Genomic DNA, 25,169 nt, shown 5'->3' with positions numbered 1-25,169 from the left:
CTGCAAACTACTGTATAGAAGGCATTTTTTTCCTGCGTTTAGTCAAAAAATCGACTAATGGGCTTTTAATTTCTCCGTATAGAAGTTTTCAAACACTTGTAAACTATGAGGGTTTTTCATGGCCCCCAAATTGGCAGAAGAAGCTGCCGAATGTCCCATCAGTATCTTTTTCACCGGGGCTTCCATTTTTTTTCCACTTATTGTCAGAGGAATCTCAGTTACTTCTATCACTTCGTCTGGTACATGTCTGGAGGTATAATCGGCCTTTAGCTGCTGAGCAATTTGCTTTTTCACGCTTTCCGAAAGAGAGTAGCCAGCTTTCATCACTACAAATAAGGGCATGTAATGGTGTCCACCATCAAGCTCTAGATTAACTACCAAACTATCCTGAATGGCTTCCACCTTACTCATTGACTGATAGATTTCGGCAGTCCCTATTCGGATTCCATGTCGGTTAAGTGTAGCATCTGATCTCCCTTTGATGATCAACGTATTACGATCCGTTATCTCAAGCCAGTCACCATGTCTCCACACATGTGGAAACATCTCAAAGTAGCTTTCTTTATACCTTTCCTGATCCGTATCATTCCAGAAATATATGGGCATTGAAGGCATAGGTTTTGTTACCACCATTTCCCCTACGCTATTGATTTGAGGGGTTCCTTTTTCATCAAAGGCATACATCGCACAGCCCAAAGCCCTACGTTGTATTTCTCCTTCGTAAAGTGGCACCACCGGGCACCCTCCTACAAATGCTGAGCAAACATCTGTACCGCCACTCATAGAGCACAACCAAACATCTTTCTTCACATGGTCATAAACCCAGCTAAAGCCCTCCGGAGGTAAAGGCGAACCTGTGCTACTAATAGACCTAAGGGCCTCTAAGTCAAATTCGCTTGCTGGATCAACTTTAGCTTTCATACATGCCACAATAAATGGAGCACTGGTCCCAAAGTGATTGACACGCAGGTCGGCGGCCATTTTCCACAACGACTTAATATCCGGAAAGCCCGGACTTCCATCATATAAAACAATGGTGGCTCCGCAGAGTAAGGTAGCCTGAACAAAATTCCACATCATCCAACCTGTGGTAGTATACCAGAAATAGCGCTCTCCTGCGCGCACATCGTTATGAAACGACACATATTTTAGGTGTTCTAGCAAAACTCCTCCCTGGCTATGTGTAATAGCTTTGGGTTGACCGGTAGTGCCCGATGAATAAAGCACCCAGATAGGATGCGAAAATGGCACAGGTGTGAAAGTCAATTTTGACGAATCATTGGACACACAAGCCTCCCATAAGTCACTTGTTGCGAGCTTCTTATCGCTGGTTAGGTATGGAATCTCTACCACTGCCTTCACGGAAGGCAGTTGATTGATTACTTCTTCTACCACAGCAGTGCGGTCAAACATCTTGCCTCCATATTGATAGCCGTCTACGGTTACGAATACTTTGGGAGCTATTTGCAAGAAACGATCCACCACACTACTGGCACCAAAATCTGGGGAACAACTCGACCAAACGGCTCCAATGGAACAGGTAGCTAAAAAGGCAATGGTAGCTTCTGGGATATTGGGAATATACCCTACTACCCGGTCCCCTTTCTCAACTCCCTGAGCCAAAAGGTATTCAGCAAATGCCGCTGTTTTTTGCTTTAGTTCGTCCCACGAAACTTCGACAGGATCTTCTCCTTCCCGCTGAAAGATAATCGCTGGACCATCAGCAGCATGTCGAAAAATATGCTCAGCGTAATTGATCTCACTTCCTTCGAACCAACGTACACCGGGCATGTGCCCCCCGGAAGTCACCTGGTTATACTTACCATGGTCTATCACCTCAAAGTATTCATAGATAGACTCCCAAAATGCATCCACCTCATCTACGGACCATTTCCACAACTCATCATAGTTGGAGAAGTGTAAACTTTTGGCCTCCTGAAGCCATGCAATATAACTTGTGAGATTACTATTTTTGATCAAATCCTGACCTGGGGTCCACAGGATTTTTGGGGTGTCTTGGGTCATGTTGTTTTCTTTCTGATTCATTAAGTCCTATTGATCAAAATGGGGTAATCAATAGCACTACAAATATATGATTGTTTGCACGGAATTAATTTTCCGCTTGAGCACTGGCCCTATATCTTTGCAGGCCATCATGTTAAAAATTCAAAACTACAACAAATGAAGATCTGGTATTCTTGTAAAGTAAAACACAATAAAGAACTCGACGATGGAATGCTCAAACAAGTTACAGAAGCATTCTTGTTAGACGCAGTGTCCTATACTGATGCTGAATCCAGACTTTATGAGATTTGTGAGCGCGATATTAGAGGTGAGTTTACGGTAACGGCCATCACCAAAACGAATATTGCGGAAGTAATCCATCACGAAGACTCGGAAAAATGGTATAAAAGTAAAGTAGTATATGCCACGGTAGATGGCGACAGTGATAAGGAAGTAAAAATCAACACCTATATACTGGTGAGTGCAGATGATGTAAAGCAAGCATACGAGCGCATAGAGGAGCACCTCAATTCGATGCTTGTACCTTATGAGATTCCTTCCATTACACTCACCAACTTCCTGGAGGTATTCCCTTACAATCCTGAAGAGCAAATTCCTAGCAACCTGAAGCCACTCAATGAAGTGGTAGAAAAATAATCTAGCGTAGCTTTCGCTCCCAATATTCAGCTTCTCTCTGGTCAGCAATACGTTTCTGAATGTCTGCTGACTGGAGGTATTCATGCATGTCCCCTTTAGAAGTAAAGTGCCATTCCCCACAGTCATCGCAGTGGTATACGTTTATAGGACCACTGTTGGACCTATACTCAAACCTCCCCCTCTGGTCTACCAAAGCTTCCAATGCTCGTTCTTTCGTTGGATATGCTTTCTTACCTGTCACACACGCCATTGCCAAATCGGTTATTCTTCTAAAAAATGGTGTCTGGTGAAAATATTACGCGGAGTAATGCGATAGTCAATCTCTTCGCCATCCAGATAGTGAATGATTCTCATGTCATCAAAGCCGAAAATATAGATATTCATTTCTACATTCATATCCAGATTATGGGTGAAAAGTCGCTTCATCAGGCTCCAATGCTTAAGTACTTCTTTCCGTTCATCTTTATCCAAATCATGCGTGTTTAGATGGATGGTGTTGGTAGAAATATAGCTTTCATGGAGTTTCACTTCTACTTCTGCGCTTATTTGTCTTCGCTCAGCCATTACCTGATCAAACATGTGCTGGGTGATAAGGTTGTGGTTTTCTGTGGCGAGCAGTTCCGCCTTTACTGATTCATCCGAAATATCGTGATAGTAATATTTGTCTTGAAGCCAGGCATCACTTACTTCTAAAACCGAAAAAAGTAAAGTATCATAAATGGTAAGCGGATAAATATCCACTGGCACCATAAGCATGGTGAAGTTTTGGTGGTCGGTAAAATGCTTGACATAGACATCTACATCATCCCCAACTCTCACATCTCTTCTTCGCAATTTTATTGAGTCTGATGGGATATGATGTCCCTGCTCCAAGAGATACTCTAAAAAAACCCGTGATTCGGTAAACCTGTGAACAATATTTTCAATTTCTTCGATGTGATGCTCTTTAATGTAATCCTTCATCGACTCTCCCACTTCTATCACGTCTTGTGACGCTCCAAAGCGCTGAGCATGAGCCAACAATGTAAATACAACCATGCATCCCGTCAGTATATACTTCATAAACGGCTGGTAATCAATTCCTACAAAAGTACACTTTTCGCTTGATTAGTGAGTGTGAAGAGTCGTATTCTACTATTCACTAAATAGCTGAGGGAAATTCTTTTCCAGGATTAATTGCAGCTTAGATTTATCGAGATATTTATTGGCAAAAGCATGCACATCATCGTTGCTATCTGCACGCGAACGATCGTCAGGGTTTAGTGATGTTGTGAGCATTACTACTAGCATTTCAGCCTTCTGATCCGGGTCTAATGTTTTATATTTTTCGAGAAACTCCCACCCATTCATTTTAGGCATATTGATATCCAAAAATATCAATTCCGGCCTGGGGTAGCCCCGTTCCATTCTTTGGGTCAGATACTCCAGCGCTTCTATACCATTTGTACAAACTTCTACATGTTCTGCACAGTCCAATTTTGCTATTAATCGTTTGTGAAAAAAATTGCAATCATCATCATCATCTACCAATAATATGCACTTCAATTTTTCGCTCATCTTTCTACGAGTTTAATGTGAAATAAAAACAACTCCCACTACCAAGCTCAGACTCTACCCAAATTTTTCCATTATGCAGCTCTGCTATTTTTTTGCAATGAGCAAGTCCGATCCCAATACCTTCATACTTACCCCGCTCGTGTAACTGCCTAAAAATAACAAACACCTGCAAGTAGCTTTCTTTTGGAATACCTATACCATTATCTTTCACAAAGTATAGGGGCACTCCATTCTGATTCTTATATCCTATAGTTATTTCTGGTACTCTCTCCGGGCTTCTAAATTTCAACGCATTAGCCACCAAATTTTGCCAAAGCATCTTGATCTCCACTGTGTACCCCCAAACCTCCTGCGGCAGGTCTTCTACAATAATTTTAGCACCTACTGCTTCAGTTTGAGCCTGCAAATCTGATAAGACCTCCGAAACGAGTTCGTTCATATCAGCTGGACGCATTGCTTTGGGTCTACTGAGTCTAGAATAATCCAGTAGACCTCCTATCAGCTCTTCCATTCTTCCCACTCCTCGATCGATCGCTTCAGAATACCGAATGGCGTCATCATTCATTTGCTCACCAAAATCTTCCACCATTGCCTGCGTGTAGTTTTTGATTGTCAGAAGTGGCTCGCGCAGGTCATGTGAGGTAACGTAAGTCAACTCCTCCATTTCTTTGCTCTTCGCTTCTAGTACCGCATAGTTGGTTAGCTTTTCTTCATCTAATTTTCTTTGGGTGATATCTACACTTACCCCCAAAATACCTTTTACATTGTCTTTGATGATTAGCGGTATTTTAGACGATAGAAACCACCTAACATCGCCATTATTTAGATGCAGACAAGTTTCCTGTCCACGCATCACCTGACGATCATTGATGATCCTCAGGTCTTCTGCTCTGGAAATATCTGCTGAACTTTTAGGGTAGAGATCATAATCATTTTTTCCAATCACCATGGCCGGATCACTAACACCTAGTAGTTCTAGCTCCGCTTTATTTACCAACGTTTTTCTAGATTCAAGATCTTTTACATAAATATTCACGGGTATATTATCAATGACCAATTGCAGAAACTGCTGCTCTTCCGTTAGTTCAATTTCCGCTCGTTTGCGATCATCAATGTTCTGTACTGTACCTCTCAGCTCCTTGCATTTCGCATCTTTATTAAGGGCTTTGCATGTGATGAGCACCCAGCGCTTCTCTCCCTCACGAGTTTCTATGAGCAATTCTTCTTCCCAGCTATTACCATGATCTATGGCATCTCTCACCAGCACTCTCATCTTTTCTGCATTTTGAGCTGCAGCATTAAACTCCAGGGCCTTTTCAAAAGAAGGAAGAGGTACATCTCCCCACCCAAATACTTTGCGGGTTCCATCAGACCAATGCACCTTTTGACTGTCCAAATCTATCTGCCAATACCCGATACTGGCGGCTTCATTAGTTTCCTTAAGTAATTGAACTGTTCGCTCCAGTTCGGCCGTGCGAGCCGCCACTTGCGCCTCCAAATCTTCATTGCTTTTGGTCAGCTGTTCTTCTATTTTTTGCCGATCATCATAGGCCTGGTTTAGAAAGTAAGCCACCACCGTAACAACAATAAAGCAACAGGTTAGAATCGAAAAACCAAAGATTAGCAAAGCCATGTTAGGTGCTAAAAGCTGAAGATCTAACACCCTGCTAAGCACATACCCCAGCACGATCGCGAGTATCACTAATACCGACATCAGCGTTCTACTGATCACATTACCAGGCTTGCTTCCGTGCCACAGGGTAGAGAGGCCTACCGAAGGCAATACTGCAATACAGGCTACAGTAGCTAAAATCATTAGGATGACTCCAAAAATTGAGCGGCTGGAAGAGTATAAAATCGAATGCTCAACTGGGATCCCATAGGCCCACTCACCTGCCATGTAGATCAGAACAAGAAGTATCAGCTGCAAGGCGTACTGCACAGGCACTACAAACCTCGGATACCTGATTCTGACCAAAAGAAAAGAAGCACCAAAAATGAGATAAACCAAAGCCATCATTTGACCAACTACCGGTTCTTCAGGCTGGCCCGGCACCTTTTCAGACGAGCTATAACCGATAGAAACAAAAATGGCAGCAAGCACCAGCAATAAAGCCATCGGTGCTGTAAACTTTCTTGACCACCTGGATTTGCTCAAATACATCAGCAATCCGATAAGCAGTAATGCCCCTAATTCAAATTGGGAGATTGTTACTATAGCTATTTGAAAAAAACTGTCAATGACCAACCAAATCAGAGGAAACGCGACCAATAAGAAAGCGGTTGCTTTGAAAAATGTCGTTGCGCCAGTTTTAGTCATTCGTCGGTGATAGTCTTTCTTCAAGCTAGCAAATTATAGCACTAAAAATACCTTGGTGTTACAATTTTTGTTCGCTCATAAACGAAGCGGTAATTGAGCATCAACTCATGCGAACCTGAGTTGACCTGTCTTAAATCAGACACCGTGAGATCATAAGCGTAGCCAAATCTTAGCTGTGGATTTACCTGCAATTCGAGAATCATGCTCAATGCATCAAATGACCTGTACGAAAGTCCTACCCACACTTTATCATCCAAAATAACATTGGCATTGATGTCTATTTCTACAGGTGCTCCCTGCACGGATTTGATCAGAGTGCTTGGCTTTATCTTCACTAAAGGGGAAATATCTATGAGCATTCCAGCAGTTATAAAAAAGTGTGGAATATCTGTGCCTATCACCTGGTTTTCATCTGATGCCTTCGACCAATTGTTCTTGATCACCGTGGGCACTGATACGCCCAAATAACACCTACCAGTGTAGTAGTATGCCCCAACGCCAAAATTAGGCCTAACTGCAAACTCGCTGCCCTGCAGGTTTGTATCGTTAACACCTAGTTCATTGTAGTTTGTCCGGTTAGACCGAATCCCACCCTGTAATCCCAAACTCAGAGTGGATCGTTTCATCTGAATCCGATATGCATAGGATAGCTGTGCTGTCGTCTGCTTAGACACACCAATTTGGTCGTGAGAAAACATTGCTCCTATGGCGATTTTTCTACCCGGTACCGGAGAATGAATAGAAAATGTATGGGTATTGGGAGCTCCATCTACTCCTACCCATTGAATACGGGAAAGTGCTGTTGCACTAATGGATTCGTGGCTTCCTGCATACGCCGGGTTTACGGCAAGTGTATTGAACATGTATTGGGTGTACATGGGTTGTTGCTGGGCAAAAACCACCAGCCCAAACAAAATGAAAGCGCTAAAAAGTAAAGTTCGAAAAGGGGTAGCTGTTGTGTTCATAGTACCGAAAATAAAACATGAGACAGGTAGACATTCCATTCATTCGATAGCTGCCAGTTGATTCACGCTCACTGGCGGCTAATTCTTGTTGACTGGAAATGGCCAATTTCAATTTCAGATGTGCAAGCGATTGCTTTTCCTGACGATCTGTATTTTCGGTGATGCAGGGTTAATACTGCTTATAACCTTTATACCCTGGAATAGTTTAACCAATCAGGTTATTGGCCCTGATGGTACCCTGGCAGAAGTTTCCATCTGTTCTCTTACCGGGATTCTTATTTTAAGAGAGGTTCCCTTGCCCGGTTCTGAACTAAAAAAGAATACGCCGTTACTTTTTCGGACTCTTCCCTGGATGTTTTTCAATCCATTTCCCATTGGTAAAGCATTTACGTCAAACCCTACTCCATCATCAGATATGTCTATATCCAGGTAGTGTTGTTCTTTGATCACAGAGAGCTTAAAACAATTTGACTCGGCATATTTGGCCGTGTTAGACATGGCTTCTTCGACAATCCTGTAGATATGACCGGCATTTTCCAGAGAAACATCGTTATCATCAAAATCCATAACCAACTCTGACTTAAATTCCTGCTGATACAGGTCACGGAGATGCCTCAAACAGCTTTTTAATCCATTGTGCTCAATTATTTTGAGCGACAGATTTCTGGAAATATCTCGCACCTCATCCAAACTATCGGCTATCAGTGTTTGAGCCTTTCCGACCATTTCTTTATCATCCAGTTTAGATTGAAATGCATTGATGTACATCTTCAGGGCAACCAGCTTTTGTCCTAGGCTGTTGTGTAAATCCTCAGCCACCTTCATACGCTCATTTTCCTGTGCCTGCAAAACTGCATTGTTTACTTGCTTATCGGATGTTACATCCATCACCATACCCACATACCGATTTGTACCGGTAGTGGTATCTGCCTTTAGTTGTGTTCTCAGGTTAAGAACGTTGCCATACTGGTCAGCAAGTCGGTGCTCCAAACTCAACTCTTTATGAAACTTGAAAGCCATTGTCAGTGAGTCCTCTATGAGGTCTCGCTCCGACACAGGAATTTTATCCAGAAATGCCACAAATGGAATTTCAGAAGAACTTTGTTCGTCCAGACCAAGAATCCTCCGAAAATTCTTACTGCAAGTCATTTGCATGGATGCTGTATCCAAATAGAAGCTTCCCGACTGATTGAAAGTCTCAGACTGATCAAGTAGTAATTCGTTTTTATAAATCACTTCTTCAGCCTCCTTTTTTGCTGTAATGTCTCTGCTCACACAAACGATACCCTGCGTCTCTCCTTTGTCGTTTATCAGAGGGGTTTTCAATGTTTCTAAAATAATGCGCCTGCCGTCAAACGTCATATCTATTTCTTCCATGATATGCTTTTGATACCGCAACACATACCTGTCCGATTCTTCATAGCGCTTTACCAGTTCTGGATCATTTACCACCTCATGGTCTTTTTTTCCAATCAGCTCATCCGGATCCGCATTCATAAATGCTCCATAAGAAGTATTTACCGCCAGGTATCTGCTATTGACGTCTTTAAGCGAAACATGATCCATCATGCTCTCCATCAAGGTATTGAGGGTTAGCGTTTTTTCACGCAGCTCTCGTTCACGAGCTTCTTCCTTGCGTTTTATCTCATATTCTCGAAGGGCTCTTAAGATCACTTTCGCCACTGCGTCCATGTGATCTTTCAACAAAAAGTCTGTGGCTCCTTTACGCATGAGACTCACGGCTTTTTCTTCGCCCAGAGCACCAGTTAAAAAAATAAAGGGCATATCAGACACATTTCTTACAGCCCATAATGCCTCCTCACCTGTGAATTCAGGTAAGTTAAAATCTGAGAGCACTACATCAAAGAGATGAATGTTTTGAAGCTCATCTACAAACTCCTTACCGGATGGTATTTCTTTTAATTGGAAGTTGACTCCCGCTTCTTTAAGCCTGCGCTTAACAAAAAAGATGTCGTCAGGGTTGTCCTCAAGATATATAATGTTAATCTCCTTCATCCTTTGATCAGTAGCGCGGTAGTAAAACAGTAAAAGTCAAACCTCCTGAGTTGGGTGATTCTGCATATAAACTACCGCCTTGTCCTGACAATAGTCTTTCGCAAAGATCTACTACGATCTTTAGATCAGGAGGGAGCTCGATAAATGACTTTTCTGATCTGTGATCCGAAACCCCGGTCTTATCGGATATTGCGGTTATAAAAATGATGTCGTGACTAATATTGGTATCACCAAGCACCTCGATGGTATTTGAATGGGGCAAATGCCTAATTAGCGCATCGATCAGCGCATAGAAAACTTTCTCTAGTGTCTGCTGATCACCTAAAACCATTGGTGTTTTTTGTAGGTTGATTTTGTGGTGATATTCTTTTGGGAATTCGCTGATTATCCGGTGGATATCGAACGATCTTTTTTGTGGAGGTAAGGATACTCGATTACTTTCCCTTATCTGCTTTGACTCTGGAATGAGGCTCACTACAAAGTGATGAGGCTTATTCGATGCGTCACGTACCAAAGCTATGGTTAGTTTAGTTGCAATCTCGTACCCTCCTCTGGTGATACACTTTTTACGTTTGTCTATGAACTTTCGCTCCCCTGATATGAGTTTGTTTACTTCACTCAAATAGAAGTCTTCATCTTCAGGATGCATGATGGATTTATAGTCTACACCTACCCAATCACTTTCTTCAAAGCCAAGGAGCTCGCTCAAAGCGGCATTTATCTGTACGCACTTTCCTTTATTGTCAAAAATCGCTGTAGCTGTAGGTGAATGATCTACGGCATATCGGTAAGCGTATTGCTGATCAACTTTATGTTTCATGGATGCGCGATCTTGTGTCACGTCCATACAAATACCGGTCATTCTCAGGCGACCTCCTTCATCAAATACTTTTCCGTATTCTTTTACAAATCGATTGCCTTTGATCTGGTATTCTGTGGTGTAATCGCCCCCTTGCTGAACAGTACGCTGTAACAAGGTAGCCATGCGTTTACGGTCACGCTCTTCCAGTAAATCAAAAAATTGATCACCGTTATATATGCTATTTCCTTCGCAGTTGAAAATAGCATACATACGGTCGTTCCAGGTTAGTTTATTATCCTCCTCTGTCCAATGCCAAACGCCCACATTGCTCACATCCAGGGCCATTTGGAGCAGTTCTTTGTTTCTGTTGAGGTCTTTTTGGAGGTCTATATCTGGTTTGAGTATTTCTATAGAAATGATTACACCTCCTATATGACCATCGCGATTGTGCCAGGGGATCATCTCCCAGCTCAGCTTGGCCGTCTCACCATCAGAAAGTCTTAGCTGATCCTCTTTTTGGTGTAATTTTTCTCCGTTTAGTACGCGCTGATGGTAGGCTGCCCAGTCTTTCTTTTCTCGGGCTTCAGGCAGGATATCATAAAAATGCTTGCCTGCAATGTCTACACGTTGTAGGTCGAACGCTGTATACCAACGATCGCTAGCCGCCAGACACACCATATCTCTATCAAACATCGCTATAGCACCGGGCGCATGCTTTACAAATAATGAAAGCAGTTTCTCGGCGTATTTCCGTCGCGAGACTTCTTTTATCAGCTCTTCGGAGAGCTTACCGGACAGAGACTTATTGTCTATTTTCATCGGAATACATCATCACAGTGTTGTCAGAAACAACAAACTGCTTCTGACTACTTCGTATTCCGTGGGTGGGTTATCTTGGGTGGAAATTAAAGCGTTTTTATCCGCTCCAATAATGTACCTCTATAAGAGGAACTGACAGGAATGATCTTCTCTCCTATCTGTAAATTACCTTGATCTATATTTTTAATCTTATCGATCCTCACAATGTAAGATCGGTGAACGCGAATAAAATCTTTGTCTGGCAACTTGGCTTCAGTGTCTTTTAGTTTACCGTAAACCACGTGCGTTTTTTCCGGTGTATGGATTTTGATATAATCTCCATAGGCCTCCACATAATGAATATCAGAGGTATCCAGATTTACCAATAAGGAATCAGATTTAACAAAGAGGTTTTGAGCATCCCCTTTGCCTCCAGACTTTTCCTCTATCCCGGATACGGCTTTATTTGCTGCCTTCAAGAACCTGCCATAATTTTCTATTGGCTTCAGCAGATAATCTACTACATCAAATTCGAAGGCTTCTACAGCAAATCCGTCCTGAGAAGTCACCAAAATAATTTGAGGCTTTTCATTTAGGCTTTTAAGGATATCCATTCCTGAAAGATCCGGCATCTGAATATCCAAAAAAACGATATCCGGCTTGTCTTCCAAAATAGCACTGGCGCCTTTTACGGAGTTTTGATAAGTTCCTACCAGGTCCAGGAAAGGTGTTTTCTCTATTAGTGACGAAATAATCTTTAACGCCACTATATCATCGTCGATAGCTATACAAGTGTATTTACCCATTAGCTTCTAATTTAAGTCTTTTTTTATTGCAGTGTCAACTGCTTCTTTAAACAATTCCAGATTTTTCACTGGTTTATAAATATAACCGGAAATTAAATGACTCAAAGTGTCTGACTTATAATCTTCACTACTTGTCACCACAATAATTTTAGGGTTATACTCGATCACCTCTAAGACTTCATACCCATCTAGGCCAGGCATCATTAGATCTAAAAACACTAAATCCGGCTTATTTTTGGTAATTGATAGGGCACCTTCGGTAGAGCCCTCACACTCTCCGATACACTCTAGCCGATCATCTTGTGCTATTAGGCTTTTAGTGATAGCTCGGGCTGATGGGTCATCATCAATAATTAAACATCTGATTTTGTTGGTCATTAAATTTCGTATTGGTTGAGACGGTTGAGAGCGCTGGTTGCACGCTCTTCAAATTCCTTAAAGGTACTATCAAAATTTTTCTCATCGTTATTGATAGCCAGACCTTCCATATCCTGAAGCATTTGCGAGAGTGCTTTTTGCTCTATGTTTTGAAAATTAGGCTTCATCTTGTGGGTAATTCGAGCCACCAGATTCCAGTCGCGCTCTTCATAGGATTTTTTGAGATTTTCCAATTCCGTCTGCATAGAATCTAGAATTGTCCGCAAAATATCCATGACCAACGATTCATCATCCCCTGTGATACTAAACAAATACGGGAATTCATTTTTCGAGATTTTATTCCTTGGCTCCTTGAGTTTTGGCTCGTATGCCACAGCCTTGCCTTTGTAAGTCAATGTGAGCAAATCTTCGTCTCCCATAGACGCATATTCACCTACAAGCTTCAGGTCCATGTAAAGCCTTTTGTATACTTCGGGCATTACATTGCCGCGAAAGGTTACCTTTATTTCTTCTTCTTCTGGCTGATAGCCAAAACCAACAGTTATCTTGCCTTGCTCCTGGTTATCCAATAAATGGCTGGTAGCATGTAGGATACCATGGAGTACTTTCAGTCGATCCCCAATCAAAAATTTGCTATCAAAATCACTTTCAGTTTCAAGTGACACCCCTTTGTGATTTGCCATGTGCTCAAAACAGAGACTAACTGCTTTACTGATATGGTCTACTTTAAAGGGTATCTCTTCCTTGTAGACATGATCTCTTTCTTTGAGTTGCTGTGAAAACCTGTCGATATAAGCGTTGATCAGCGAAATCTCTGGTTCGGTTTGATCATTCATGCGCGTGCGGGTCTCCAAGCTTACTTCAGCGAGCTCCCTGAGAACCTTTAGCGGAGTTTTGATTTTGGAAATAAAAGCTTCCAGCACTTCATCAGATGCACTGGATAGCATTTCTCTTCGGTCTTCGATAACAGTGACTATCTGTCTCTTACCTTCGATTTTCTTACGAGAAATGTATACACTGAAAATGGAATTGTGCCCGAGAAAATCGAGACTAATATCTCCAAGAACTATTCGTTCCTTAGACTTAATGTCTTTCTTTAGGCCGGGTATATCCAAAAATGAATTGGCAGCAAACAATTCATAACCCTTGTCTATTTTGGACAAGGTATTGCACGAGGATTGCACCACTCCTTTCTCATCTGACACAATGATCTGTGTAGATGATTTGAAGTGTTCGTATTTAAGCTCGTCTAAGGAATTTGCCATTGTCTATATTCTGGTTACTACTCAAATGTATAGGACGATAAAGTCTTATTATTGAGCACTCGTTGAGTTGATGTGGTGAACAGATGAAGTCTAGTCATTGCTCGCTGATAGCTTTTTCTAATTTTGCTCATTTAAACTTTTTTAGTTCTTGTTCTACCTGATCCAGAAGACGCTTATCATCAGGGTCAGCTACTAGTTTTTCCAAAAGTTCGTTGAGTCCACTATAGATACCAGCACCATTAGCAATGAGTAAATCCTTACATTTTTCTACTCTGACTGAGGCAGTGCTAGATATAATTTCACCCAGGGCATGGGCAAATAGCTCCCGATAATACACCGTGAGGTCATACTCAAAGTCTTCATCTCCTCCTGAAATTTTTGTCACTACATCCAGATCAAACACATCGATGGTTTGCTCCTGATTTCGTGCAATCCTGATTGATTTGGTTAGAATCTTTTCATACAGATCGTTCGGGTCGAATGGTTTGCTAATGTACCCATCCATACCGGCTTTGATAGCCTTCTTTTGGACCCCCAGCAGTACAGAAGCCGTTAGTGCGTAGATAGGTATTTTTTGATAATATTCTCCATCCATATTGCGAATGTGCCTTGCAGCTTCATACCCATCCATTTCGGGCATTTGAATATCCATCAGCACCATGCTATACTGCTTACGAGTGACCATTTCCAATGCCTCCCGCCCATTCCAGGCAAACTCATACTGGATTTGCCAACGATCCAAAAATTTGGCCAGAATTTCCTGGTTTACATAATTATCTTCCGCTATGAGTAAAAATATTTCACCCTTTTTCTTTTCTTCTTTCACATCACCGATGACTTTTAGTTCCTCTGTCAGCGTCTTTACTTCTCCTACTTGAAGGCTTAAATCAAACTCAAAGCAAGAGCCTTCACCCTGTGTGCTACTCACACAAATATCTGACCCCATCATGTTGATCAGTTTTTTGGTAATTGCCAGCCCCAGACCTGTTCCGCCAAACTGACGCGTGACACTGCTGCTTGCCTGGGTGAAATTTTCAAATATGGATTTTAGCTTGTCAGAAGGTATACCGATGCCCGTATCTGTAATCTGAATGTTCAACAGTACCTCATTAGAAGTTCGTTCTTTGCTGGAAATCACGAGCTTTACAAATCCTTCATCAGTAAACTTAATGGCATTACTCACCAGGTTGGTAAGTATTTGCGACAGCCGAACCGGGTCTCCAATATAATTTTCGGGTATGCCATCTTCAAACTCAAACATAAAGGCCAACTGCTTTTCCTGGGACTTCATGTGCATGGTTTGGTAGATGTTATTGGCGAGTTCTTTAAAGTTGAAATTAACAAGCTCCAGGCTCATTTTACCGGCTTCTATCTTATTAAAGTCAAGTATATCATTGATCAGAACCAACAAGTTTTCGCCTGAGAATTTCAACAAGTTGAGGTTTTCCAGCTGACTTTGACGAGGACTATCCTGAAGAAGTATGTTGGTAAGCCCAAGGATGGCATTCATCGGTGTACGGATCTCATGACTCATGGTGGACAAAAACAGTTCTTTGGCTTTAGATGCTTTTTCGGCCACTTCTTTGGCCATACGCAGCTCTACTTCCTGATGAACCTGCTGAGTAATGTCCTCACTAAACATAATGACCCCACCGATCTCATTATCTCCGGTATACCATGGTCTTACTTCCCATTTAAACCAAAGTTCCTCTCCGTTATCTCGTCTAAAGGAGTCCCGCTCTTTACTTTCTATTTTTCCGTTGAGGGCTGATTTTAGTATACAGTCCCATTCTTCTGACACATTGGGGAAAACATCAAAATAATTTAGTCCGAGCAAGTTTCTGTTTCCCAGACCATATTCATCGTTCCACTGCTTACTTGCTGCTAGATAACACAGCTCAGCATCAAACATAGCAATCGCTGCTGGTGCAGAGTTAACAAACGCTTTTAAGACATCTTGTTCTGCAAGCAACTTGCGTTCATATTGTTGCTTTTCAATATTGAACCCTACCCATCCAGCTAGCAGGTCAACAAAATCGGTTTCATTGGTATCAAAGGGGATTTGTTTTGCATCCTTCTTGGCAAATACGATTACTCCAAATGAGCGACCGTCTACCATGATAGCGGAACCTATAAATGCTCCTACCGAAACACCTTTTAGTTCATCAACACGACTGGTATCACTTATTTCCTGTGTCTTGGTCTGATCAAATATTGTCTGGATTACCTTAGGGTCTATGTTTAGGTCTTCTTCTTCGCCCTCACGCATCCGATACTCCTGAAGTACATTGGACTGACCATCTGTAACCTGAACGACCTGTCCCATTGGAATTTGCAAATACTCACAAGACACTTTGAGTGCCTGGCGCAATTGCTGAGGCAACGTAAGATAGGTGTTTGAGGATAGCATGTTGAGCAGTTGCAATCCTTCCTTGTATTGTTCTGCCTTGCGTGAAATTCGCTTCTGAGCCGTGATGTCTCTTGCAAAAACGGCAACTCCATCTGTACGATCACCATCTCCAAAAATCGGATTGAAGAATAGTTGAAAATACAATTCTGCACCGGAAACGGTTAACTCATACTCAACATTAAACTTTTCACCAGCCAGCGCTCGTTCATAATGCGGACCTAAATCGGCAAAGGTTTGATCGGCTATAGTTAGAGCGTCTTCACCTTCCAATTCACCAGTCACACCCAACTTTTCTAGCAACTCCTTATATGACTTATTGATGATCTTGAAACGTAACTGACGATCTACGGACCATATAGCGTCATCTGTATTTTCTACAATGGACGCAATATTTTCACGAGACTTAAGCAATTGCAGTTCGTGAAACTTGCGATCACTGATTTCTCGTGATGAAGTCTGAAATGCTACGACCTTTTTGTCCTCATTTAAAATTGGCTTGGTGTAGCTCTCTAGCCATCGATATTTGCCATTTTTGGTCTTCAGCCTGTATTCTACTCCTGATACTTCTTGCCCGTCTAAAGTTTGCTTATGAGGCAATTGGCGTAAGCGATCCACATCCTCAGGATGCATGTAGTTGTATGGGTCCTCTCCTACTAGTTCATCCTGCTCATAGCCTAATATATCTTTTACCGAGGGTGACAGATACTTATAGGTGCCATCAGGTTGATGCAGACAAATGAGGTCTTGAGAGTTTTCAGATAGTAGTCTAAACAGCTCTTCCTTTTCCCTAAGCTCACTAATATCTCGAGCCACGGCTATCACTCTTTTAACGCGCCCGGATTCGCTATCAAAACTCATCACCACATTCTGCCCTACCATACACTCCGAACCTGCCGATGTGACCATAGGAAACTCAAAATAACTTTTGTTTTTTTGGTCTTTCTGCTGCTTTACGTAGAAGTCAATGGCCTTTTGGGCAAAATCGGGGCGAATCAGTTCCCAGTAGTGCGTTTTCTTTAATTCCTCTGCTGTGCGTCCGGTTAATTCTTGAAGTTTGTTATTTGAAAAGATGAACCTCCCTTTTTGGTCGAGCTCATAGATCATATCATCCATGTTTTCTACCAGGGCCTTGTACTTTCGTTGGCTTTTGGAGAGTTCTATATTGGCTCGTTTTTCGGCTATCAGCGCCATCACGTGTTGAGCGAGCGTTTTTAAAGCATCTAGCTGCTCATCCGTAAGTTTGTTCGGTTTATGATCGATGACACAGAGTGTACCCAGGGCATATCCTTGAGGATCCTTAAGGGGCACGCCAGTATAGAACCTGACAAAAGGCTCACCTACCGCTAGCGGATTGTCTTTAAACCGTTCATCTTTATATGCATCCGGAACCTCCAGCACGTGATCAGGGTCATTGATGGCATGTGCACAGTATGCCAGTTCACGGGGGGTTTCAGAAGCCTCTAGACCGTATCGGGACTTAAACCACTGACGATTTTGGTCGACTAGCGAAATCAAGGCTATAGGCACACCACAGATTTGTGATGCCAGTTTGGTGATATTATCAAACTCTTTTTCGGGAAGAGTATCTAGAATATTGAGTTGATTCAGGGCTTCTAGCCGGTTAGCTTCGTCTTGAGGTATATTAGGTTTTAGCATATATGAGGTATTGCCAAATCCTAAGTTAAAAGAACTATAAACAAATGTTTAGAAATTTTAAAAAAATAGCTCAATAGAAAGCATTAGCTGACATTATTCACCTCAGGACATCACACCATTAGCCCTGAGGTGAATCAGTTTTAGGATTGTGACGGACACACAAAAGCTGTCCTGGGTATGGATGTTTCCTTTAACGCTTTATAGCCTCCCTGTACATCTACAACCTGATCAAAACCACGTGATTTCAATATGGAAGCAAAGATCATAGACCGGTATCCACCTGCACAATGTACATGATACCTGGTGTTGTTACTTAATTGCCCCATATTGTCATTGATAAAATCCAATGGTACGTTGACGGCACTTTCTAAATGTTCGGATTCAAACTCTGAAGGCTTTCTTACATCTAATACAGTGAGCTCGTTTTTAGTCATTCTTGACTCTAATTCTTCAGCTGTGATTGACTCTGCCTGTGCAACATCTTTTTTAGCTTCTTTCCACGCCTGCATTCCTCCTGCGAGGTACCCAAGTGTATTGTCATAGCCTACTCGGGATAGCCGGGTCACCACCTCCTCTTCTCTCCCTTCGTCTGCTAGGAAAACGATAGGCTGGCTCAAATCAGGAATGAGCGCTCCTACCCATGGAGCAAAACTGCCATCAATGCCAATGAAAATTGAATTTGGAATATGCGATTGTGCAAAATCCTGAGGTTTTCTGGTATCCAGAACTATTGCTCCTTCGTGATTGGCCATGGCCTCAAATTCGTCTACAGTAAGTGCCACCAACCCTTTTTGGAGTACATCTTCAAGGCTTTTTGCTCCAGATTTATTCATCGCCACATTTTGAGCAAAATACTGAGGTGGAGGTAGCAAGCCATCTGTCACTTCTTTGATAAACTCTTCACGGGTCATACCAGACCTTAGTGCATAGTTTGACTCTTTTTGGTTTCCAAGTAGATCGCTGGTCTCTTTACTCATGTTTTTACCACATGCAGAGCCCGCTCCATGTGCAGGGTATACTACTACATCATCTGGAAGCGGCATAATTTTGTTTCTTAGGCTGTCATAAAGCATTCCTGCCAGATCCTCCTGCGTCACATCTCCTTTTTGTGCCAAATCCGGTCTTCCTACATCTCCGATAAAGAGCGTGTCGCCACTAAAAATAGCCTGTGGCTTTCCAGATTCATCACTGAGTAAATAAGTAGTGGATTCCAGGGTATGTCCGGGTGTGTGCAACACTTTGATTTTCACTTTTCCAAGCACAAACTCCTCTCCATCTTTTGCTTCATGGATATCGTAGGCTGTCTTGGCACCAGGGCCATAGACGATTTGGGCATTGGTTTTGGCTGCCAGGTCCACATGGCCCGACACAAAGTCCGCATGAAAATGAGTCTCAAAGATGTATTTGATAACGGCATCCCGGCTTTTTGCTTTCTCTATATATGGACTTGTCTCTCTAAGCGGGTCTATGATGGCTGCCTGTCCTTCACTTTCGATGTAATAAGCTCCCTGTGCCAGGCATCCGGTATAAATTTGTTCAATATGCATTACTGTATATTTTATTTCTGGTTAATGTCTTATACAAAGAAACGAATTTCTGTTTCGATAAAACGTAACTACTGTTACATTCTAGTTGGACTGTAGGGCTTCTTTCCCGTGCTGGGGTGGCTCTTTATTAACAATATAGTTTACGGCCTCATTCATATCTAGAAACACATCCTCCTTTATATCTGCTATCAATCCGCTTTTATGAAGCATGTCTCTAACCGGGCCTACCAACTCGGCGTACATCAATCTAATACCTCGCTCATGCAAGGTATTTCGAAGCTGCATTAATGCTTCCAGGGCTGTAGCGTCTACATGACTAATAGCATTGGCATCTAATATTATGGTTTGTACTGTAGGGCGCTTTTCCAACTCCTTCAACACAAAGTCACGTATGTATTGCACATTTACAAAAATCATAGGCGCATCTACACGAACAAGCAGTAATTCTGGCCAGGTTTCTAAGTCTGAAAACCGACGGATATTTCTAAATTCGAAGTATCCCTGCAGCCTACCTAAAACTGCTATGTGTGGATACGCGATCCGATAGAGCATCATAAGGATAGACAATACCACTCCCGAAACAATACCCTCCACCATGCCAAACTGAAGCGTAGCCAGGAATGTGATTAGCAACAATACAAATTCTGACCGATTGGTTTTAAACAGGTTGATTGCATATTTAACATCCACTAATTTGGCCACTGCCACCATGATGATAGCTGCCAATACAGCCTGAGGTAGGTAATAAAACAAAGGAGTGAGAAATAGCAGCACCAATGCCACCAACATGGCCGAAATCACTGAAGACAACTGCGTGTGGGCGCCTGCCTGGTCGTTTACAGCTGACCTGGAAAAACCACCGGTCACAGGGTAGCTTTGAAAGAGCGCGCCCACCAGATTGGCACTACCAATGGCAAGTAATTCCTGATTAGGCTTTACATCATAATTTCTTCTCCTGGCCTCTATAGCCTTTGCCACAGAATATGCCTCCATAAATGCCACCAATGCGATGGTACCAGCTAATGGAGCCAGAGACATAAAGACACTCAGATCCAGATTTGGCAGGGTAAACTGCGGTAATCCACCTGGTATTTCCCCTACTATCCGTACACCCTGGTCTGACCACCCACTAAGGTAGACAGCAACAATACCTACAACTACCACTACCAGAGCACCTGGGATCTTACCATTGACTACTTTTAGAGCCTTAATGATGAGTATAGCAAGTAAGCCAATAAAGAATGTAAGCCAGTGAATCTCCGGTAGGCTTTTGATGGCATCCCATAGTACTGTAACTAGCTGACTACTCCTTTCCAGGTCTACCCCAAGAAAGTATTTCAGTTGGTTGATACCGATGATAAATGCGGCGGCCGATGTAAAACCACTTATGACAGGTCGTGCCAAAAGGTTGGTAATGAACCCCAAGCGTGCACTGCCCAGCAAAATTTGAAAAAAGCCAACAAAAAAGGCCAGCAACAAGGAAAATGTAATGTATTCAGCGGTTCCCTGAGTAGCCAATACGGATACACCCGCTGCCACGAGTAAGGAGTCCATTGCCACAGGTGCCACACTCAGTTGCCGTGATGTTCCCATCAACGCATATATTAGCTGCGGCACCAAAGCAGCGTAGAGTCCATATACAGGCGGTAGTCCCGCAATCATGGCATAAGCCATCCCCTGAGGCACCAACATAACTCCTACAGTAAGCCCAGCACTTAGGTCACCGTAGAGCCATTTGCGCTGGTAGTGAGGCATCCATTGGAGTATGGGAAAAAGTTGTTTTAAATACTTCATGTCTGGCAAATGTAGGGTGCAGGCCAGGGGGATAGCGTAACATAAGTTACGCTGTGTTACAATATCTCTATTCTATTACGGTGTTGTTCGATTTTATCATCTCGTTCCAACTGCTTCAATAGCCTGGACACCACCACTCTGGAGGTGTTTAGCTCTTTGGCTATTTCCTGATGGGTCTTCTTGATCACGAAACTGCCAGATGCTTGCTTTAGGTCTAACAAATACTTCATGAGGCGCTCGTCCATTTTTAAGAAGGCAATACCGTCTAAGGCCCCGAGCAGCTCATCGAAGCGTTCCTGATAGGACCGAAAAACAAATTTCCTGAACGATTTATACCGCTGAATCCAGCGATCTACAGTGTGCATAGGAATCATCCACAGTTGCGAATCTTCCTCTGCAACTACGGTAATGTCTTGAGTCTTGCCTTCCAGACAGCATGTAATAGACATGGCGCAAGTTTCTCCACTTTGGAGATGGTAGAGAAACAGTTCGTTGCCCTGGTCATCTTTTCGCAGAAGTTTTAGTAGCCCCGACAAGACCAAAGGAATCTCTTCTGACCCCAGGTCTGCACTCACTACTACCCCACCACTTGATACACGTTTAGACCGTCCTATATTCTTTATTTCTGCGACCAGTTCTTTCTCAAACCCATTGCCTTCTAAAATTTCCTCAAGATTATCCATGCACTATTTTCTGAATTTGAGTTTTCGCATGCCCGCAAGATAAGCCCACATCATTTTCAATTTAGACCCACCTTTTCTACTCATCTCCATAGCATCCCAAAGTTCTTCGGGTATTTGGTCTAGCTGATTAAACTCTCCGGCACCTTTTAACCACTCTCCACCGTCTATGGTAATCACTTCTCCATTGACATATGCTGAGTAATCTGAGACTAAATAGGCCGCAAGGTTGGCCAGCTCCTGATGTTCGCCTACCCTGCCTACTGGCACCTTATGTGCTGGGTCAAACTTTTTCTTTAGATCCCCGGGCAATAATCGATCCCAGGCTCCTTTGGTAGGAAATGGCCCAGGAGCTATGGCATTGGACCTGATGCCGTATTTTGCCCACTCCACGGCTAGTGAACGGGTCATGGCGAGCACCCCGGATTTGGCACATGCCGAAGGTACTACATAGCCAGACCCTGTCCAGGCATATGTAGTCACTATACTCAAGATATTGCCCGCCCGTTTTTCATCGATCCATTTTTTACCCATAGCAAGGGTAAAGTTGTAGGAGCCTTTCAGCACAATATCTACCACTGTATCGAATGCCCTGTGAGAAAGCCTTTCGGTAGGGCTAATGAAATTTCCTGCGGCATTGTTGAGCAGTACATCTACACTCCCGAAGTGTTTGATGGATTCATCGATAGTACGCTCTACCTGCTCATAATCTCTCACATCACAGGCCAGTGGAAGTACGGGGTTTCCGCTTACACCTGATATCTCTTCAGCGGTAGCTTCTAATACTTCGAGCTTCCTACTGGTAATGACCAGGTTGGCTCCTAAAGTTGAAAAATAGGTGGCCATAGACTTACCTAGACCAGTACCACCTCCAGTTACCAGTATCGTTTTTCCTTTTAACGCATCGTCGCGTAGCATTCCCTGGGTATATGTCATGTTTCAAGTGGGGTTAGAAAACGAAAGATAACTAATTTTGGCTGTATGCGCAGACCTATTTCTGCGGCAGTTTATCCATCACCAGTCCATAGGTAAGTGTACCGATAACCGCGGAAGCCAGCACCACAATGAATACAAGAAATCCATTTCCGATAATGGTATAAATAGGCCCCGGGCATGCTCCGGTAAGAGCCCAACCCAATCCAAAAATAGTACCACCCAGCAAGGAAGGCCAGAATCGCATTTGTTTATCTGGAATTACAATCGGTTTTCCTGAAAAGTCTTTGATCTGAAGTCTCTTAATGATCTGAACGGCCACAATACCCAAACCTACAGCAGAGCCAATCACGCCATACATATGAAAGGATTCAAACCTAAACATCTCGTAAATACGAAACCAGGAGATCACTTCAGATTTTGTAAGAATGATACCAAACAAAATACCGGCAATAAGAAATTTCAATTTATTCATAACACGAATGGGAAAATAAAATGTGTAACAATGAGGCCTCCGATAAAAAAACCAACTACCGCTATAAGCGAAGGCAGTTGTAAATTGCTAAGACCCGTGATGGCATGGCCTGAGGTACAGCCTCCTGCATAACGAGTACCAAAACCAACTAAGAATCCTCCTACTACCATGAAGAGCAATCCCTGCCAGGTAGCCAGATTTGCCCACTGAAATATCTCTGAAGGCACGAATTCTGCTCCAGGGTTTTTGATTCCTACTTGTTTTAGTGACTGAGTGGTGGCCTCACTCAAAGCGATTGCTTCACCACTAGTCATATAAGTAGATGCGATGTAGCCACCGATAGCGGCTCCCGCAACAAAAAACAAGTTCCAAACGGCAGATCGCCAATCGAACTTAAAAAAGTCACTCCATTTACCAGCTCCTCCAATAGAGCAGATAGTGCGCAGAGTAGAGGAAACGCCGAAGGTTTTCCCAAATAGAAAAAGCAATACCATGGTAAGTGTAATCAACGGACCTGCTACATACCAGGGCCATGGATCTGTCAACCAGTTTGTCATGAACTAGAGTTTAATACATTAATAAAAAGAATACAGCAAAGCTAGCCCGATTCATAAGGGTTCATTGTCACTAATGTTACACATATCCCTGACAAAAAGATTACCAGCTGTATATAGGCATGTCAGTGAGATTCAGGGTGAAAAGTACACGAATATGAGCAGTCACATACTGATTAGCGCAACCAGTCGGGCTTAGTTGTTGTCACTTTTGCACCTAGCATGTTTAGCAACTGATACAGACCAAAATACGTGCGGTTTATATAAAGACCATGCCTGGAACCACGCGCATGCTTTGAGTTTCGCAGTTCTTTCATATTACCTAGCTTTTCACTTAAAGCATAGATTTCGTTGAAATAAGCATCATCTGCAAAATCGAAAGTATCTGTATGGAACGGTCTACCCAGTAACCCGGTAAGTTCTTTAAAAACACCAATATACAGCTCCAATTCTGCTTCGCTATCATCTTCATAGATAAAGTTGAGTCCATAAAGGATTGGCATCAACGCCTCATTATCAGCTACCAGGTCTTTGCTCATCAGCCGGAAGTAAGCATCATAAAAGCTTTCCGGAATTTCTTTTACACAACCAAAATCGATGATTCCCAACGTACCATCTTCTCGCATCAAAAAATTACCCGGATGCGGGTCAGCGTGAACTTCTCGCAAGTTATGTATCTGGTGGTGGTAAAAATCCCAAATGGCCTGCCCGATCTGATTGCGAAATTCCTGTGAAGGGTTTGAAGCTAAAAACTCCTTGATGTGCTTCCCATCTACCCAGTCCATAGTAATCACACGGTCAGCAGACATTTCAGGGTAATATTCTGGAAAAATCAAATTGGGAATGTGCGCGCATGCTTTTCCTATCTTCATCGAGCGACGCACTTCCAGATTGTAGTCAGTTTCTTCCAGCAATTTACTTTCTACTTCGTCCATGTATTGGTCTAGCTCGCGTTCGTTGAGACCAAACAACCTCAGAGCAAAAGGTTTTACGAGCTTCAGGTCCGACTGTACACTTTCGGAAACGCCTGGATATTGTATTTTCACCGCATAGACTTTACCGTCCTTTTCGGCGCGATGCACCTGACCTATTGATGCCGCATTTACCGCTGCTTTCGTAAAAGAATCAAACATATCCAGAGGTCCTTTACCAAAACTTGTTTTGAATGTTTTGACCACTAAAGGAAATGAAAGTGGAGGGGCACTGTACTGGCTCATTGCAAACTTATCCTGATATGCTGTAGGTAACAGGTTTTTATCCATGGCGAGCATTTGTGCCACTTTCAACGCACTGCCTTTTAGCTCACTCAGTGAATCATATATATCTTCTGCATTTTCTTTGTCCAGCTGCACCCTGTCTGTTTCAGGGTTCCGAAGCTTTCTACCGTAATGCTTCAAATAGTTTCCCCCTACTTTGGCTCCGGTCTTCACAAACCTTGCTGCGCGCGACACCTTTCCTACCGGAATTTTAGACTGTTCTTTCATGTTCTTGCATTAGTTGAAGGAGAAACAGCGTGTAACAACAAAAGGTTGACAAAATTCAAATAATTTTC

At 42.7% G+C, this 25,169-nt stretch carries 20 protein-coding genes; 1 reads left to right on the top strand and 19 read right to left on the bottom strand.

Translation table 11 applies throughout. The features are described from left to right. Window positions 1–54: 54 nt before the first annotated feature. A complete protein-coding gene (locus tag C7460_RS13220; RefSeq protein ID WP_115868699.1) occupies window positions 55–2,025 on the bottom strand; it encodes an acetoacetate--CoA ligase in 1,971 nt (656 codons plus the stop codon). A 156-nt stretch (window positions 2,026–2,181) separates the two neighbouring features. On the opposite strand from C7460_RS13220, the gene C7460_RS13215 reads away from it, so the two are divergent. Beyond that, window positions 2,182–2,661: a DUF4494 domain-containing protein gene (locus C7460_RS13215; RefSeq protein WP_115868590.1), complete on the top strand. Its 480-nt coding sequence runs from the start codon at window positions 2,182–2,184 to the stop codon at window positions 2,659–2,661. A gap of 1 nt (window position 2,662) precedes the next feature. Here C7460_RS13215 and C7460_RS13210 read toward each other — a convergent pair whose 3' ends face one another. The 18 genes from C7460_RS13210 to C7460_RS13125 form a co-directional block, all read right to left on the bottom strand. Next, window positions 2,663–2,911, bottom strand: coding sequence for a hypothetical protein (locus tag C7460_RS13210; RefSeq protein WP_115868589.1), 249 nt, complete (start codon window positions 2,909–2,911; stop codon window positions 2,663–2,665). Between the two features lie 11 nt (window positions 2,912–2,922). After that, a complete protein-coding gene (locus C7460_RS13205; RefSeq protein WP_115868588.1) occupies window positions 2,923–3,723 on the bottom strand; it encodes a hypothetical protein in 801 nt (266 codons plus the stop codon). Between the two features lie 72 nt (window positions 3,724–3,795). Continuing rightward, window positions 3,796–4,218 carry a response regulator gene (locus C7460_RS13200; RefSeq protein ID WP_115868587.1) on the bottom strand — a complete coding sequence of 141 codons (423 nt, stop codon included), beginning with the start codon at window positions 4,216–4,218 and terminating at the stop codon, window positions 3,796–3,798. Window positions 4,219–4,222: 4 nt separating this feature from the next. Further along, window positions 4,223–6,337 (bottom strand): sensor histidine kinase, encoded by a 2,115-nt coding sequence (locus tag C7460_RS13195; RefSeq protein ID WP_170148009.1) that lies wholly within the window; start codon window positions 6,335–6,337, stop codon window positions 4,223–4,225. A 242-nt stretch (window positions 6,338–6,579) separates the two neighbouring features. After that, window positions 6,580–7,503, bottom strand: a complete 924-nt coding sequence (locus C7460_RS13190; RefSeq protein ID WP_170148008.1) for a PorP/SprF family type IX secretion system membrane protein — start codon at window positions 7,501–7,503, stop codon at window positions 6,580–6,582. 213 nt (window positions 7,504–7,716) lie between these two features. Continuing rightward, entirely contained in the window at window positions 7,717–9,519 is a 1,803-nt protein-coding gene (locus tag C7460_RS13185) for a hybrid sensor histidine kinase/response regulator (RefSeq protein WP_115868584.1), read from the bottom strand. 7 nt (window positions 9,520–9,526) lie between these two features. After that, a complete protein-coding gene (locus C7460_RS13180; RefSeq protein ID WP_115868583.1) occupies window positions 9,527–11,140 on the bottom strand; it encodes a PAS domain-containing protein in 1,614 nt (537 codons plus the stop codon). An 86-nt stretch (window positions 11,141–11,226) separates the two neighbouring features. Next, window positions 11,227–11,925 (bottom strand): LytR/AlgR family response regulator transcription factor, encoded by a 699-nt coding sequence (locus C7460_RS13175; protein WP_115868582.1) that lies wholly within the window; start codon window positions 11,923–11,925, stop codon window positions 11,227–11,229. A 6-nt stretch (window positions 11,926–11,931) separates the two neighbouring features. Continuing rightward, window positions 11,932–12,303 carry a LytR/AlgR family response regulator transcription factor gene (locus C7460_RS13170; RefSeq protein WP_115868581.1) on the bottom strand — a complete coding sequence of 124 codons (372 nt, stop codon included), beginning with the start codon at window positions 12,301–12,303 and terminating at the stop codon, window positions 11,932–11,934. Further along, the gene (locus C7460_RS13165) at window positions 12,303–13,568 is read right to left on the bottom strand and encodes an ATP-binding protein (protein ID WP_115868580.1); all 1,266 of its coding nucleotides are present in this window, start codon (window positions 13,566–13,568) and stop codon (window positions 12,303–12,305) included. Before C7460_RS13165 ends, C7460_RS13170 begins: the two co-directional genes overlap by 1 nt. 127 nt (window positions 13,569–13,695) lie before the next feature. Next, window positions 13,696–17,634, bottom strand: coding sequence for a PAS domain S-box protein (locus C7460_RS13160; protein ID WP_115868579.1), 3,939 nt, complete (start codon window positions 17,632–17,634; stop codon window positions 13,696–13,698). Window positions 17,635–17,774: 140 nt separating this feature from the next. After that, window positions 17,775–19,181, bottom strand: coding sequence for an MBL fold metallo-hydrolase (locus C7460_RS13155; protein WP_115868578.1), 1,407 nt, complete (start codon window positions 19,179–19,181; stop codon window positions 17,775–17,777). An 81-nt stretch (window positions 19,182–19,262) separates the two neighbouring features. After that, on the bottom strand, window positions 19,263–20,975 hold the full coding sequence (locus C7460_RS13150) for a SulP family inorganic anion transporter (RefSeq protein ID WP_115868577.1): 1,713 nt from the start codon (window positions 20,973–20,975) through the stop codon (window positions 19,263–19,265). A 56-nt stretch (window positions 20,976–21,031) separates the two neighbouring features. Continuing rightward, window positions 21,032–21,658 carry a Crp/Fnr family transcriptional regulator gene (locus C7460_RS13145; RefSeq protein WP_115868576.1) on the bottom strand — a complete coding sequence of 209 codons (627 nt, stop codon included), beginning with the start codon at window positions 21,656–21,658 and terminating at the stop codon, window positions 21,032–21,034. A gap of 3 nt (window positions 21,659–21,661) precedes the next feature. Then, window positions 21,662–22,591, bottom strand: a complete 930-nt coding sequence (locus tag C7460_RS13140; protein ID WP_115868575.1) for an SDR family oxidoreductase — start codon at window positions 22,589–22,591, stop codon at window positions 21,662–21,664. Window positions 22,592–22,646: 55 nt separating this feature from the next. Beyond that, window positions 22,647–23,063 (bottom strand): DUF6691 family protein, encoded by a 417-nt coding sequence (locus C7460_RS13135; protein WP_115868574.1) that lies wholly within the window; start codon window positions 23,061–23,063, stop codon window positions 22,647–22,649. Continuing rightward, window positions 23,060–23,620 carry a YeeE/YedE family protein gene (locus C7460_RS13130; RefSeq protein ID WP_115868573.1) on the bottom strand — a complete coding sequence of 187 codons (561 nt, stop codon included), beginning with the start codon at window positions 23,618–23,620 and terminating at the stop codon, window positions 23,060–23,062. Before C7460_RS13130 ends, C7460_RS13135 begins: the two co-directional genes overlap by 4 nt. Window positions 23,621–23,793: 173 nt before the next feature. Continuing rightward, window positions 23,794–25,101, bottom strand: a complete 1,308-nt coding sequence (locus tag C7460_RS13125; RefSeq protein WP_115868572.1) for an ABC1 kinase family protein — start codon at window positions 25,099–25,101, stop codon at window positions 23,794–23,796. Between the last annotated feature and the right edge of the window lie 68 nt (window positions 25,102–25,169).

The organism is Marinoscillum furvescens DSM 4134, from assembly GCF_003386095.1.
GTDB lineage: Bacteria > Bacteroidota > Bacteroidia > Cytophagales > Cyclobacteriaceae > Marinoscillum > Marinoscillum furvescens.
This window is presented reverse-complemented; position numbering and strand designations above follow the sequence as displayed.

Bases quoted from the DNA above. Each gene is read 5' to 3' on its own strand.
- C7460_RS13220 (WP_115868699.1), bottom strand. From the start codon at position 2,025: ATGACCCAAGACACCCCAAAAATCCTGTGGACCCCAGGTCAGGATTTG.
- C7460_RS13215 (WP_115868590.1), top strand. From the start codon at position 2,182: ATGAAGATCTGGTATTCTTGTAAAGTAAAACACAATAAAGAACTCGAC.
- C7460_RS13210 (WP_115868589.1), bottom strand. From the start codon at position 2,911: ATGGCGTGTGTGACAGGTAAGAAAGCATATCCAACGAAAGAACGAGCA.
- C7460_RS13205 (WP_115868588.1), bottom strand. From the start codon at position 3,723: ATGAAGTATATACTGACGGGATGCATGGTTGTATTTACATTGTTGGCT.
- C7460_RS13200 (WP_115868587.1), bottom strand. From the start codon at position 4,218: ATGAGCGAAAAATTGAAGTGCATATTATTGGTAGATGATGATGATGAT.
- C7460_RS13195 (WP_170148009.1), bottom strand. From the start codon at position 6,337: ATGGCTTTATTGCTGGTGCTTGCTGCCATTTTTGTTTCTATCGGTTAT.
- C7460_RS13190 (WP_170148008.1), bottom strand. From the start codon at position 7,503: ATGAACACAACAGCTACCCCTTTTCGAACTTTACTTTTTAGCGCTTTC.
- C7460_RS13185 (WP_115868584.1), bottom strand. From the start codon at position 9,519: ATGAAGGAGATTAACATTATATATCTTGAGGACAACCCTGACGACATC.
- C7460_RS13180 (WP_115868583.1), bottom strand. From the start codon at position 11,140: ATGAAAATAGACAATAAGTCTCTGTCCGGTAAGCTCTCCGAAGAGCTG.
- C7460_RS13175 (WP_115868582.1), bottom strand. From the start codon at position 11,925: ATGGGTAAATACACTTGTATAGCTATCGACGATGATATAGTGGCGTTA.
- C7460_RS13170 (WP_115868581.1), bottom strand. From the start codon at position 12,303: ATGACCAACAAAATCAGATGTTTAATTATTGATGATGACCCATCAGCC.
- C7460_RS13165 (WP_115868580.1), bottom strand. From the start codon at position 13,568: ATGGCAAATTCCTTAGACGAGCTTAAATACGAACACTTCAAATCATCT.
- C7460_RS13160 (WP_115868579.1), bottom strand. From the start codon at position 17,634: ATGCTAAAACCTAATATACCTCAAGACGAAGCTAACCGGCTAGAAGCC.
- C7460_RS13155 (WP_115868578.1), bottom strand. From the start codon at position 19,181: ATGCATATTGAACAAATTTATACCGGATGCCTGGCACAGGGAGCTTAT.
- C7460_RS13150 (WP_115868577.1), bottom strand. From the start codon at position 20,975: ATGAAGTATTTAAAACAACTTTTTCCCATACTCCAATGGATGCCTCAC.
- C7460_RS13145 (WP_115868576.1), bottom strand. From the start codon at position 21,658: ATGGATAATCTTGAGGAAATTTTAGAAGGCAATGGGTTTGAGAAAGAA.
- C7460_RS13140 (WP_115868575.1), bottom strand. From the start codon at position 22,591: ATGACATATACCCAGGGAATGCTACGCGACGATGCGTTAAAAGGAAAA.
- C7460_RS13135 (WP_115868574.1), bottom strand. From the start codon at position 23,063: ATGAATAAATTGAAATTTCTTATTGCCGGTATTTTGTTTGGTATCATT.
- C7460_RS13130 (WP_115868573.1), bottom strand. From the start codon at position 23,620: ATGACAAACTGGTTGACAGATCCATGGCCCTGGTATGTAGCAGGTCCG.
- C7460_RS13125 (WP_115868572.1), bottom strand. From the start codon at position 25,101: ATGAAAGAACAGTCTAAAATTCCGGTAGGAAAGGTGTCGCGCGCAGCA.